7 protein-coding genes and 1 pseudogene are annotated in these 14,118 nt (G+C 61.2%); 2 read left to right on the top strand and 6 right to left on the bottom strand.

All coding sequences use genetic code 11. The annotated features are described in order from the left end of the window. Positions 1-54: 54 nt before the first annotated feature. Positions 55-1,038, bottom strand: a complete 984-nt coding sequence (locus FJ404_07120; protein ID MBM3822640.1) for a magnesium transporter — start codon at positions 1,036-1,038, stop codon at positions 55-57. After that, the gene (locus tag FJ404_07125) at positions 1,035-1,730 is read right to left on the bottom strand and encodes a hypothetical protein (GenBank protein MBM3822641.1); all 696 of its coding nucleotides are present in this window, start codon (positions 1,728-1,730) and stop codon (positions 1,035-1,037) included. Before FJ404_07125 ends, FJ404_07120 begins: the two co-directional genes overlap by 4 nt. On the opposite strand from FJ404_07125, the pseudogene FJ404_07130 reads away from it, so the two are divergent. Continuing rightward, positions 1,729-5,187: pseudogene (locus tag FJ404_07130) on the top strand (hypothetical protein). The gene FJ404_07125 and the pseudogene FJ404_07130 sit on opposite strands and share 2 nt — an antisense overlap. Positions 5,188-5,585: 398 nt before the next feature. Here the strand turns inward: FJ404_07130 and FJ404_07135 are convergent. From FJ404_07135 to FJ404_07145, 3 genes are all read right to left on the bottom strand, one after another. After that, positions 5,586-6,593, bottom strand: coding sequence for a hypothetical protein (locus FJ404_07135; protein MBM3822642.1), 1,008 nt, complete (start codon positions 6,591-6,593; stop codon positions 5,586-5,588). A 5-nt stretch (positions 6,594-6,598) separates the two neighbouring features. After that, positions 6,599-8,791 (bottom strand): hypothetical protein, encoded by a 2,193-nt coding sequence (locus FJ404_07140; protein MBM3822643.1) that lies wholly within the window; start codon positions 8,789-8,791, stop codon positions 6,599-6,601. Positions 8,792-9,029: 238 nt separating this feature from the next. Further along, a complete protein-coding gene (locus FJ404_07145; protein MBM3822644.1) occupies positions 9,030-10,931 on the bottom strand; it encodes an ABC transporter ATP-binding protein in 1,902 nt (633 codons plus the stop codon). 870 nt (positions 10,932-11,801) lie between these two features. Here FJ404_07145 and FJ404_07150 point away from each other — a divergent pair. Next, the gene (locus tag FJ404_07150) at positions 11,802-13,034 is read left to right on the top strand and encodes a class I SAM-dependent rRNA methyltransferase (protein MBM3822645.1); all 1,233 of its coding nucleotides are present in this window, start codon (positions 11,802-11,804) and stop codon (positions 13,032-13,034) included. On the opposite strand, the gene FJ404_07155 is transcribed toward FJ404_07150, so the two are convergent. After that, positions 12,946-14,118, bottom strand: a complete 1,173-nt coding sequence (locus FJ404_07155; GenBank protein ID MBM3822646.1) for a ribonuclease D — start codon at positions 14,116-14,118, stop codon at positions 12,946-12,948. The genes FJ404_07150 and FJ404_07155 overlap by 89 nt on opposite strands.

Consider the following 14,118-nt stretch of genomic DNA (forward strand, 5'->3'; position numbering starts at 1 on the left):
GTGCGGGCTGGCGTGTGGTTCAAGCGCGCGTTCCATGAAAGTTGCCAGGTCATTTCAAAGCAGCCACGCCGCCAGCGTGAAGTAGAACAAAACCGTAAACATGTCCGTCAACGCCAGCGTGACCGGCCCGGCGGCAATCTTCGGGTCGAGTTTAAGCGCGTGGAGGAGGGTCGGGATGCTCAGACCCAGTAAACAGGCGGTGCCCAGCGAAAGCACAATCCCGCCGCCGATCACCAGTGCCGGCATCGCCGTGCCCCGCCACAGCCAGGCAATCGCCGTCACCGTCGCGCCGCACACCGCTCCCAACAGCAATGCGGTGCCGGCCTCCCGCCGAGACGCCCGCGCATACCAGCGCCACGTGGGTCGCATGAACCGCAGCGCGTGAATTGTGACAGACATGGATTGCATACTGACGCTCTCGCCCAATCCCAGGACCAGGGTCAGAAAAAAGGCGAGCACCAGGCTTTTGGCCAGCGTCAACTCGAACGCGCCGACCAGGAACGCGCAGACTGTTCCGCTGGTGATCGTGGCCAGCAACCAGGGGAATCGAAATCGAAACGCGCGCCACGGCGACGCCTCCCGCACTTGGGAAACGTGAAAACCGATCGCCTCAAACACTTCGTCGATCCGCTCCTGCTCGGTGAGATTGAAAACTTCATCCGTGAACAAGCTCAGATCGACCACGCCGATGACCCGGCGCTGCTCATCCACAACGGGAAACGCCAGAAAACGGTGCAATTCGAACATTTCACATGCTTCAAACAATGTTGCCGTCTGGGGAATCGCCACCACTCTCGGGGCCATGATCTCCGCCAGCCGTTGCTCCAATGATGCCGTGAGTAAACGGCGAGTCGGCACGACGCCGACCAGGCGCTGCTCTGCATCCACGACGTAGAAATAGATAATCTTCTCTCCAACGCCGCGTTGGCGGATCTCATGCAACGCCCCTGCGACGGTCAGCTCAACCCCCAACACGGCGAAGTCCTTCCGCGCATGGCTCAGGACGGGTTCGGTCAGATGGTGTGTGTGTTCTCTCATGCCATGGCCATGGTGCGCGCCCGGCGGCGGGCGAGGAATTCGCGAACCTCCTCCACCCAAAGCACGAGGCTGGCGACCGCGCCAATCAGGAAGAAATGGGTCACCGGGATGGGCACGGTGTGGAAGATGCGGTTCATCGGTTCGGTGTAGATGACTAGGAAGTGCAGCACGTTGCCCAGCGCCAGACGTCCAATCAGCCAGTAGTTCTTGAGGATGCTGAGGTTCAGAGCCGACTTCAGTTCGCTCCGGCAGTTGAGCACGTTGAACCATTGGCAGACGGCCAGAACGGTGAAGGTCTCGCTCCGCACCAGCTCGAACGGCGCACCGGTCGAGGTTCGCCAGACATAGTAGCCGAAGGCCGACAGCGCCATCGTGGGCGTCATCAGCAACACCTGTTTGAGCATCGTGCGGTTGAGCAGCGGCTCGCTTTGCTGGATGGGCGGACGCTTCATTTCATCGCCTTCCGGCGGTTCCATGATGAGGTTCACCGTCACCGTTCCTTCGGTGACGATGTTGATCCACAGAATCTGCACGGCGGCCAGCGGCAGAGGTCTTCCCTGGTGGCAAGGCCGTCCTCCAATCTTTCTCGCTTGATGGGCTCGCCTGCCCTTGCCGTCGCGCAGGCTTGATTCTAGGGTTGCGTGTGGTTCGCGCTCCGCGATCCGCGTGCTTAAGCGTCCGGTTTCGATTATGAATCCTTTTCGACAGGCCGGGTTGGAAGGGCCTCCTTCACCCGAAGCCGAACAACGGCTGCACTATTACTTGCGATTGAAGTTGCGTGACTTGGGGTGCCCCGTGCCTCCGGACCGTGACGACGATCCTCTTTCGGAATTGATGGCGGGGCTGCTTTCGCTCAACCGGGAGAAAGACCGCTTGCCGTCGAGTTATCTGTGTCCGGTGGACAGCCGCCTGCAAACGTTTCTCTACGACTACTTGCAGGAGGTCATGGTCCCGCCGCGGCTGCCGGGGCGCACCTTGGTGCTGGACCGATACGGCTTGGCGCGGCTGCTTTCCCTCCCGCCTGATCGCGACGAGTACCAGTCGGATATTGTGGAAACCTACCGCCTGAGGCAGGGGGTCCTGCATAATCCGAAGAGTGACCGGCGCACGACGGAAGGTATTTTTCATGTGACGGAGGGTGGGTTGCCGATTCCGGACGACAAGAGGGCGGTGCCTAAAGTGGTGTTTGGCAATCTGCTGCGATGGGCTTTTTCGCCTCCGAACGCCCTGCTGCGCCTGCCCTATACTTCGACTCAGCTTAATCAGGCGGAGTGCTTTGTGTCGCTGCTTTTGCGGCCTGTGATTTGTCCTGAAGCTCCGGGTTTCGTCTCCGAAAAATCGAGGGAAATCCGATTTTTTGCGCCCGGCAACCTGGTGGGCAATCTTGATTTCGTGGAAAGCATCTTCGGCAATGCGGGAGATCCCTTCCTCCCTGAGAATGACGCCGGTTTGGACCCCGATCATTGGAGCGGCCACACCGGTTGCGTGGTGTTGGCGCCGCATCTCACGGGAGTGACCAAGAAGGATGCCGGCCTCCCGCCGTGGGAATAAGCCACCGAGCGTCAGAGGCGGGATGGCATGTGCTGGAAGACTCCCGAGGAGCGCTACAACGAGGGCTCGCCCTTCAAGCTCACCGCCCGTGACACCAGCGGCGTGATCGTCACCTTGATCTCAGACAATTACTTCGGCTACTGCAAAAAGGAGGTCAAAACCCAGATCAGTTTCGCCGCGAATCTGTTCGGCCTCTGTGAAGAGGAGCACGCGGGCGGCGCGCTGGCCTTCCCCAGTTACGATCTCGCCGAGTCCTTTTCGGGCGCCGAGCATTTAGGCGCGCAGGGGCGCGCCCGTCCGGAAGCGCTGGCACTGCTGGATGGCATCGCCCAGGTCCAGGCGGATGGCATCGCCGTTGACCAGCGATACCCTGACATCATTTATGTGCCTGAGACGGCTCGGTTCGATTTGAGCAGCCAGTCCGTTTTATGGGAGCATGAAGGCCAGCCCCGCAGCATCCGGCTCAAATTGCACCATACCTACGTGCTGCCCTCGGGCTACAAAGTGCATTTGGAGAAGCCCCCGGGCAACCGGGCCTGGCGGCTGATTGGGACCGTGGCGGAGGGCACGCTTCTGCACAAGTCCTGCACCGTCTCCGGTGGCGGCAAGTCTGAGATTTCCAAGCCGATTGCCGACGCGATCATCCAGGGGTCGGTGTATGTCGCCGACTTCAAGGCGGATTTCGACGCCGTGGCGGCCTTGTTGGAACGGGATTACTCGGATCGGTTCGCGGACCCGTCCCGCAACGGCGTGGATCGCCGCGCGATCCTCAGCTCCCAGCGTTCGCTGGGCTCGGTCATCAAGCTGCTTACGCTCTCGCAGGATTATGCAGAGGTGTTCAACGCCTGGCTGCGGTCCGTTCCCCAGCACATCAAGGAATTGGTGTATGTGGTGAAACGGTTTTACAAGCCGGAATGGGATGGGCACTGGCGGGACCACTTCAGCGTCGATGTGATCAACGGGACGCCGGCCAACGAACTGCGCTGCCATTCCCGCAAGCTCGTTTCGAACTATCTTCGGGTGGGCTTCGAGTCTGGCGGTTCGTGGAGAACCTTTGGGTTGCGAAAGGATTTCCATCCCGCGTTGAAGATCCAGTTCGAGGACGATATCACGGCATCCGTGGTGGTACCGCGAGAGCGCGTGGAAGGATTGAATCCTTCCGGCAAGGGCGCTTCCGTCAAATTTGTGAAGCATTGCGAGTTCCGGCTTTTCCAGCGCCCGGACGACGCCATCCATCGCGGCTACGACCAGCAGACGGAGAGGGATTTCGCGCGGCCCCGGGGGTTTTTCTCGAACTATGAACCCTTGGATCGGAAGGCCGCCGTCGAAATGCAGGAGGAAGCGGTTGGCTTTCATCAATTCACCGAGCCCATGCGAGGCGTCATTGGGGAGATGGCCCGAGGGGAAGGGCCGTCATGGTTTGTCTCCTCCGCCCATCCGCGGCTGGTCGGGGGCAAGCCTTCGAAGAATGTGCGCTATTTGCAGGTCCGGACGGATCTTCAGTCACCCCGGACCACGCATTTGGCGCTCGTGGGGATTCGATTGAGCCGTGGGCTGCGCGCGGCTCAGGAGGTTCCCACGCCCGTGGATGCCGTTTTGGCCGGACGCCGGAACAACGCGGGGGAGCCGGGCACCTCGATCCGCAATCTGGCTGTTTACAATCCGATTCACTACATGGAACTGCCCGAGCTCTTCATGGAGTTCATCTGCAGCATGACGGGCAAGTCGCCCTCGACGACCGGGGCGGGATCGGAGGGCGCTCTCACGAAAGGTCCCTTCAATGCGCTGCTTCCGATTTATGATTTGAACGCGGCTTTGGTGGGTTATTTGACCACGGGGCACGACGGATTTCTCACCTCGGCGGGTTGTGTGGGGCCCAAGACCCGGGTGGATCATGACATCAGTTTACTGGCGCCGGAAGTTTGGTGCCGGATGTCGCCCGCGGAACGAGCCCCCAAGTTTCTGATGGAGGGCGGTTACCTGGAGCGGTGCGAGGATTTTGAGCACGCGGGACGCCGGGTGCATGCCTCGCGGCTCGGTTACCGCATCACGGGACGTTTCGTGAAAACGTTTTGCGGAAGGGTTTTCAATCATCCTCACGAAGTGTTTACGGCCTCGATGCTGAAGCCGGAGTTGCAGGATCCGGAGGCCTTTGCCGACGGGATGGACAACATTGTCGCCACCCAGCGGCGCGTCGCCGCACACTATTTCAACGATGGCAGTGTCGAGCTGGCGTGTCCGCCCCTGCGCGCCCTCCTGCAGATCATGCGCGAGGAACCGGCGGATCGGGATCTCTTGCGTGATCCCGAGTTCCGAGCACTTTTCTCCCGCGAATCCATGCTTGCCAGCGAATGGTATCTCGAGCGCCTCAGGGCCAGGCAGCGAGTGGACATTCAACTGGGCCAGCGGCACGTGGCGGCGTTGGAGAAATTCCTGGCACGTCCCAATTATGCGGAAGAAGCGGCGAGATTGGGGATTCGCGGGCGTCTTCGAGTGGCGCGCGCGAACCTGGAACTCGCCAAGTCCCGAAGTTACCTGGATCAGCTCACGGGAACTTTGGGCGCGGAGCCCTCGATTCATTCCGGTTCATCCTGGTGAGCGGGAAGGTGAACCTGACAAGGGCCATGGATCCGCGTCGATCGGTTCCTCGCTGTTTTCGGTGGAATGGGAGGACGGCCCAGCCCGGAGGGCGAAAGACAGAAGCCCAGCGATGCATCGCTGGGTTGGGGCAAGCCCAAGATCAAGTCCATGGACAAGGGGATGATTTGCCCACGAATCACACGGATGAAAACGGGTATTCAGTCGGATGGATGAGAATCAAGATTATCGACCGTCTGAATGGAACTCCAGGACCGTGAGGAATCTTCCATCCGTGTCTTTCTCATCCAGGCCTTCGCAAGTCTTCACCCTGTTCATCTGCCGTTTTAAGCAAATAAACTCCGCCGGGTCGGGGTGCGGAATGCTGCGTAACTTCACCATCAAGTTAGTCGGGAGGATCACGGCTTGCTGGCGACGGCCCGATAGAAGCGTTGGTTGGAGCGAGGCGCGTCCATGTCGAGGAAGTCCACCGCACCGCTGCTCGGGGCCAGGGCAGATTGCAAAACGGTCCACGATTTCAAATCGGTGGATGCTTGGATTTGATATTGAACCCCAGGTTCGCCGAGCACGCGAAGGAGGAATTTGCCATCCGGGAGCCGGCCAACGGCCTCAAGCATGGGCGGAATCACGTCCAGGTATTCCACCGCGACACGGTAATTGTCGAAGAGCATGTAGTTGTCGCCCGGTTTCTTGGGGTCGCGCGGCAACCACACGGCGTCGATGTCCGCCAAATCCAGGACCCCGTCGAACTTGGTTGTGATCGGGCGTCCGTTGACCAAGTTCAGTCCGTTGGCGCTGGCGCTCCAGAGATTGCGCCCGAAATTCATCTGGACGGTGAGTTCGTAGAGCGAATCATTGGTAAACTGGACTCCTGTGGAGATGAAACCCTTGCCATCGTCCAAACCGTAGGAGACCTGGAGTTCCTGGTTGGCGAAATCGAGGGAGAACAGCCGCTGACCTTTGCTGTTATACGCGCTCCATCGAAAATCATCCCGATTCGTGGTGGTGGAATCCTGGATGGCCATCAAGACGCTGAAGGTGACGATTTCCTGGCGTTGAGGATTGGGTTTGTAATCGAGCGGAACGTAGAGGCTGAGTGAGTCGTCCGGACTCGTAGGAGCCACGGCCCCGAGGTAAGCTTGTTGTCCCAGCCCCTGGAAATAGTTCGTCACGATTCCGTTTCCGCCCGAGCCGAAACGAGTCCAAAGATTCTGTCCTGCCAGCGTAAACTTCCCGCTGAACCCTTCCGAAGCTTCGAACCCGGTTTCATAGAGAACGCGCCCGGCCCCGAGCGCGTTGGAAACAAGGCAGAGCGTGAGGGTCGCGGCCAGGCTGTGACGAAGCGCCCCTCGAATGGACGCGGTGAAGCGGGCGATGGAGCGCCACATGGAAAGGGTTCCTTCCATGAATATTAATTATTGCGACCCCGCTCGCCTGCATTGCCTGAGGAGGAAGAACTTGGCGGTGCCGGAGCGGGAGCGGGCGTGGGGCGGGCGGGAATGGAAGAGGCGGGACTGAAAGAAGGTGCGGGACGGCTGGGGGCCGCGGGAGGTGAATAAGACGGGGCCGCGGGCGCGGGAGCCGGCCGCGGCGGGGGAGCGTTGAAATGCACCCCCGGGATGGGGCGCCCTTGCGGGGCGGGGGCGGGCGCCGTTGGTGTCGGCGCTGACACGGAGGGATTGGGACGTCCGAAATCCACACCGGGCACGGGACGGCGCGGTACGGCGTTTTGGTTCTGCGGCGGGAAACTGGGCGCGCTTGGAACCACCGTTGGACGCGGATTGTTGTAGGAACCCGGATTGCGGATGTCCCTGTTGAGGGTGGGAGCGGCAGGCGTTATCGGAGACGGCGAAGCGGCTGGCGGCGGAGTGGAACTGACGGAATTCGCGGGCGAGCGAACAGGGGGTCGATAAGCCGGGGCTGGGGTGGCGGGGATTGGGGCCGGGCGGACGATGGTGGGGCCTTGTCGCTCGAAGCTTCGCGAATTGGAGGGAGCGTCGGGGATGGCAACCGGCGCGGTACCCCGCACTTCCTCGCGTTTGGCGGGGAAGGTGGCGGTGTTCAACGGCGTGTCGGATTGACGAGGGCTTGTTCTTGCCGGGATCGAAGCGGGAATGGAGGTGTTCCGTTGTGGCACGAAGGTGGTGACCGGGGTCGCTGACCCTCCGCGTTCTTCCGTGCGCCTGACGGTGGAGCCGGTGGATTCGGAGCGGTTGGAGGGGGCGGGAGCGGCGGCAGCCGAAGGGCTGGCGGGATTCAGCGTTCGCGACCGGGCATTCGCAGGAGCGGCGAGTGGGATGCCCGCCAGACTTGGAATGATGGCGGCGTTTGGTCCGGTGTCGGAGGCGCTGGTGAAACCGGATCCTCTTTCGTTCCGTCCATTCCGCTCGGAAGGTCTAGAGAGTTGACCCGAAGCAGGAGGGGGTGGGGAAGCGGGCAAGGCGGGAACTTGCGGGCGAAACACGGCGAGCGTGGCCCCGTTGCGTTCCAATCGCTCGGCTCTCGCCGTGACGGATTCGCCAGCTCCCACTTCCCGGATTTCCACTTGGCGGATCTCCTCCCGGCTCGTCTTCTTGACTTCGTCGATGGAAACGCCGCCGTTGACGATCGTATTGTTGTTGCCGTTGATGTAATTGTTGATGACCGTGCTGTTGTTGTAGGCCTGGACATTCCGGTCGGAGGGAATGAGATGGTGGCGAGGGTGATGACCGTGGAGGCGTCCGGTCGGAACGAACGTGTAGTGGCCGTGCCCGAGTCCGAATCCGAATCCGACGCTAACCTTCGAACCATGATACGAGAACCCGAGGCCCACGGAATAATCAGCGCCCGGAGGGAGCGGCGCCCAGCCGCAATAGCCCGAGTTGTACCTCCAAGTGACCCAGGAAGGCCCCCAAACCCGTCCCGGCACCCAGGTCCAGCCGTGATGCGCGGAAAGGTGCCATCGGCCATAATGAAACGGAGCCCAGCCCCAACTGTAGTCCGATTGCCAATACCATCCGGAGCTCGTCCAAAGCCAGCGTCCATCATCGCAATAGGGGCGCCACCCGACACGGAGCGTGGCGACCGTGGGGCGCCAGCACCATCCATAGTCGGCTTCATGATACCAGGTGCCGTAGGGACTTAGTGAACTGTAGAAGTAATTGTTGACGACTTGAGGCGGCGGGGCTGTTAGAGCAGGCGCGGCTTCGGGGGGCGCGACGCTCGTGGTGGCCACGGCGGTCGGGGTGGCGGAGTTTGCGGGAGGGGCCGCGGCGGGCGGCGGTGATTGGGTTGCGACTTCAATCGCGGACGAGGGAGAATCGGCCGGGACCGTTCCACGGGCGAGGATCTCGCGCCGCCGGTGCATGATGGAGGTGATGACGGAATCGGAGAGACCGACGTCCTTGAGAAATACGATTTCGTCCGCCGTGAGATCGGAGGTGAAGTTTTGGCCCACAATGAACTCTTTGAGGACTTCCTCACCCACGTTGGCATGGGCCAACCGCACGACCTCGAGCAAAGCCGGGGAAAGTTTGACGTTGGGGACGGGCGGCTTGGGCGGTTCAGGAGCCTTTTCCACCTCCGCGTTGACGCTCGCGGTCGGAACCGCTGGAGCGGATGCCACGGCGGGAGCCGGGGGAATGGTTGGAGAACTTGCAACCGCAACCGCGCTGGTTGAATTCGTCAGAGCGGGGGGAGCCGTTTGCACCCGCACTTCTGATTTTTGGCATCCGGCCATCAACAGCGCCGCGGAGAAGGTGGTCGCTTGAACAACCCTGAGGTTGGACATGGTTTTCATATGAATCACCCTTATTGACTGGATGAGCTTGTCGTCTATTCAGGACGGGTTATGACGTTGAATGTCAACGGGTTATTGGAGTAGATGCGAGGGAGTGTCCGAGGCCGATGCCTTGCCGGGCGGCCATGGCGGCGAAAGCGCCGTTCTGTTGGAGGAGTTCTTCAAAGGTGCCTCGTTCGATGATGCGGCCTTTATCGAGGACGATGATTTGGTCCATTCCTGCCAGCGTAGAGAGTCTGTGGGCGATGCAGACGACGGTGCGATTGGCGGAGAGGCGGTCAATCGCAGATTGCACCTCGGCCTCGGAACGGGAGTCAAGCGAAGCGGTCGCTTCATCGAGCACCAGGATGGGGGCGTCACGGATGAAGGCGCGAGCAATGGCGAGGCGCTGGCGTTGTCCGCCGGACAAGGTCAAGCCCTGCTCACCGACGCGGGTATGATACTGTTGAGGCAATTCGAGTATGAAACCTTCGGCGAACGCGGATCGGGCGGCTTTCTCGATGGCTTCGGGAGAACTCTGCCGGCTTCCGCACGCGATGTTTTCGGCGACGGTTTGATCGAAGAGAACGATTTCCTGGCTGACGAGGGCCATCAATTGCCGCAGGTCCGAACTGGGGACTCGTTTCAGGTCGAGGCCGTCGATTCGAATGCTCCCGGCGGTCGGATCGTAAAAACGGAACAACAGGTTGACGAGTGTGCTCTTGCCGCATCCACTCTCGCCCGCGATCCCGAGCTTCTGTCCTCGCGGGATGCGCAGGGAAACCCCGCGGAGAACCGGTTCCTTGCCGTAGGCGAAATCGACCTGGTCGAACACGATGTCTCGCTCGAAGGCAGGGAGCGGGGCGGGGCGTTCGGGCTCGACCACGGTAGGTTTTTCCTGGAGCAGATGCACGATGCGATCCACTCCGACACTGGTTTGCTGGACGAGGACGTGAAGGTTGCCGAGTTTTTTGATGGGTTGAAAGAGCAAGGCCAGGCCGGTGAGGAACCCCGCCAGATCATCGACCGCGAGCTGTTGTGAAGCGACATAGACGATCAAGGCGCCGAAACCGAGCATGGCGATGGTTTCCACCATGGGATTCACGAGTTCCCGGGCCTGAGTGAATTTCATGACGTGATGGACGAGTTCGCGGGAGAGTCGGGTGAAGCGGTCGACTTGCCGGCTTTCGAGTCCGAACGCCTTGATGACCCGGATTCCGGAGAGCATCTCCACGAGCAGGCTGGACTGATTGATGTTGGCCGAGAGTGATTGGTTGCTGGCCCGGCGCACCTTGCGTCCGAGAATGACGATGGGCACGACGACCAGCGGGAAGAAGACCGAGGCGGCGAGGGTCATTTTCCAATCGAGAAAGAGGAGGAACAGCAGCACACCGGCAATCGTCACGGGTTCCTTGATCAAGTCGGAGAGTCCGAGGCTGAGGCACCGTTGCAGCGAGGCGGCGTCGGTGTTCACTCTCGTGAGCAGATCGCCCATGGTGGAACGATTGAAAAAATCGAGGGAAAGCGCAGTCAGTTTGCGCAGCACGTCAATGCGCAGGTCACTCACGACTCGTTCGCTCACCCAGGCAAGGCAGTAGGAGCTGAAGTAACCGATGTAGCCTCTGAACGCGATGAGGAGCGGAAAAAGGAGCAGTCCGCCGACCATCTGCCGGGCATCGACCGGGCGTCCGAATTTCGGGAGCCAGGGATCCAGTTCCACCTCGTTGAACTGGTGGAGCCGTTGTTCAAGCCGGGCCATGCGGGAGGTCTGGGGAGGGCCCGGTGGAGCCATGGGGGTTGGGGTGTGCAGGGCAGCCGGGGAGGCTTTCGGTGGGGCCATCCGCCCGATCATCGTTTTCGTGGCCCAAATGAAACTGGCATTGGAAAGGCCGAAAACCACTCCAAGCAAAATGCCCAAGGCGAACCGCGGCCAGTAACGATGAAGATAGGGCCAGCCGAAACGAAAAATGTTCCGCAAATGCGCCATGAATAGCTGGCCGACATCCTTCGGGCTTTGTCCGGGGAGTCAACCGCGGATTTCGATGCCCTGTCTTTCCGAATGGCGCCAAGGGGATGGGTGCCGGAGGAGGGGGGAGGTGGGAAAAGAGGAGACGATGCGCCAGAAATGACTTTTAGCGGGTCAGGAATGGATCACAGCCTGAGCCTGACGACGCGGAACGAGGTTTTGACGAAGCTGACCCCCACGCCGATCCAGATCGTCTGCGGGCCGCTGCGCAAGGTTGTTCGCACCGGCCCCACCCAACACGGTGCATCCAGAGGTTGTCGGTGACCGGGTTGTCTTGGTCACGCAGACAGCCCTATCTGCTGTGGCGCAGGCGGCCCAGCCTGCGGGGCGACGAAGGGAACGCGGCGCGTGGAGATCATGGAAGGGCCTCGTTCTTCACCCGCCGGGCCGACGGGCCGTCGGCGATACGGCAGGCTGGTCAGCCTGCGCCACACGACACACAATTTCGGGATGGACGGCACCCCACACGGAAATCCGCGACCTCACAGTCGGCGGGGAGCACCCGGTTTGGCACAACCCATCTCACGCTCGGATGACAGTCCCGGTTGGCGCACGACAGGGGGGGCGAATCTGGAACGACAAAAAGGGGCCACGGTCGTCGGGCTGCGCTCCCTGCTCCGCTGCGGGCGGGCAAGGACCGAGCGACCATGGCACCCAAATGCTTGTGGCGGCTGGCGGTCCGCTGTGGCGGTTCTCCGCGACCACCGAGGACTTGGCTGGGTCCACCCGGTTTATCAGAAGGCTGGGCCAGAAGTTTATGGGGGAATTCATCGAATTGTTTGGCGGTTCCGGCTTGAATGTTGAAAGGGGAGCGGTTGAGTTTGCTGTCCGATGACGCCGACCATTCCGTCTGAATCCTATCCCACTGTGTTGGTGAAACCGGGCGAGGCCGACCGTCTCCTGGCCGGCCATCCCTGGCTTTACGAGGGTTCCGTGTTGAGGGTGACGCGGGAGGTCAAGGACGGTGAGGTGGTGCAGGTGAAGGATCATCGCCAGCGGTTGCTGGGCACGGGGTTCTTCAATAGCCGCTCCCGCATTCGAGTACGGCTGCTCGCCCGGGAGCGAGTGCGCGTGGACGCTCACTTTTTTGAAACCCGGATCAAGTCCGCGCTCGAACATCGTCGTCGTTGGATGTCCGGCGCCTCCTCGTACCGGTTGGTCAACGCGGAGAGCGACGGTTTGAGTGGTTTGATCATCGATTGGTATGAAGGGGTGGCGGTGATGCAGACCTCTTCGCTGGGGATGGACTTGCGGAAACGGGAGATTGTGGAGGCCTTGAACCGGGTGGCGAAACCGCGGGCCGTGGTGGAGCGGAACGACATGGGGTCGCGCAAATTCGAGGGGATGGAGGACGCCGGCGGTGTGCTGGCGGGGAGTTTAGAGGAGGCGGAATTGGCCCGTTTGAGTGTGCGGATGAACAATCTGAACTTTGAGGTGAACCTCGCGACAGGCCACAAAACGGGGATTTATCTGGATCAACAGCTGAATTATCAACTCGCCGCGACCTTGGCGGGGGGAGGAGCGGTCCTCGACGCGTTTTGTTTTCAAGGAGGGTTCGCGTTACATGCCGCAAAGTTGGGAGCCTCGAGTGTGTTGGGATTGGACCAGAGTGAGGAGGCGATTGGGGTGGCGCGGCGACTGGCGGAAGTCAACCGGTTGGCGTCCAAGGTCTCATTCGAGACCGCCAATGTCTTCGACTGGCTCAAATCCGCGACGTCGGCGGCCGGCGGGAAAACGGCTCCATGTTTCGACCTCATCATTCTCGACCCCCCTTCGTTCACGCGCAACCGCGCTTCGGTGGGAGACGCTTTGCGCGGTTACAAGGAGATTCACCTGCGCGCGCTCAAACTCTTGAAGCCGGGAGGAGTGCTGGCGACCTTCTGCTGCTCGCATCATGTGGACGCGTCGCTCTTCGAGGAAGTCATCCTGGGGGCCGCCTACGATGCGCGGCGGGTGCTCCGGCGGGTGCGTCAGTTTACGCAGCCGGATGACCATCCGATACTGCCGTCGGTTCCGGAGACGGAATACTTGAAGGGTTTCGCTTACGATGTCGTGGGCCGTTGATCTCTTGGGGAGGAAGCATGGCCGGTCGGAGCAGTTCGAGTTGCCACCGCATCAGGGATTGGGACGCTGCCTGCCAATCCCCGGCCAATTGAACGAGGGTGGCCCGGCTGGCGATGAGGGTGGGATCGAGGCCGGCGTTGTGCGCGGCTTGGTCGCGCAGCGCTTGGATCTTTTCGAAGCGGCTGCGCTCGGCATCGGTCCAGCGCGTGGCGACCCGCTGCGGGTAGTCAGGCCAGTGTTCCTCCGGGCAGCGCAGGCCCTCCTGGATGGCGGCGAGGCATCCGCTCCTTTTCAGGGAGCTCCAGCGGTGGGGAAGGGGAGCCTTGTCGGGTGAGAAACCGGGTTGAGTGGCGATCGCGGCGACCGCCACCATCTGTTCGTGACCGAGAATGAAGAAGGGGGGGCGATTGGTGGTCACCGCTTGATGTTCCCGCCAACGCCAGACTGAGCGAAGCACGGACATGCCGCGCCGGGACAGACGGTGGCAGCCTTTGACTCGCCAAACCTCATCGGGGTTTTCTTCGGAGGGGCTGGTGCAGGCTGAAATGAGACGCTGGCAGGATTCTTCCAGCCACGCGGACCGGCCCTTGGCTTCAAGTTCGCTCTGCAGCCGCTCGCTCAAGGCACGCAGGTGGCGGACGTCGTTGAGGGCATATTCGACCATGCGCTCGGTGAGAGGGCGCAGGGCCCAGTTCGCCTTGCGGGAACTTTTTTCGAGCCGCACCCCCAGGATTTGATCCGCAAGGGAGACGAGCCCGAATTCAGGCCTGCCCAGAAGGCGCGCGGCGATCATGGTGTCCCAGATGGCCTTCGGAATGAAACCTGCCGTCCGATGCAGCAATCGAAGGTCATAATCTCCGCCGTGGAAAATCGGGGTTCGATCCTTCAAGATTTCCCACAGTGGCGAGAGATTCAATGGGGAGAGCGGGTCGACCAGTTCCTCGCCGCTGTCGACTGCGATCTGGATGAGGCAAAGTTTTTCAGGGTAGGCGTGGAGGCTGTCGGCTTCGGTGTCCACCGCCACGAACGGACTCCGAGCAATGCGTTGGCAGAGCCGCTCCAAGTTGTGGGAGTCCGATATCAC

The organism is Verrucomicrobiota bacterium (assembly GCA_016871495.1).
In the GTDB taxonomy this organism is placed as follows: Bacteria; Verrucomicrobiota; Verrucomicrobiia; order Limisphaerales; family VHDF01; genus VHDF01.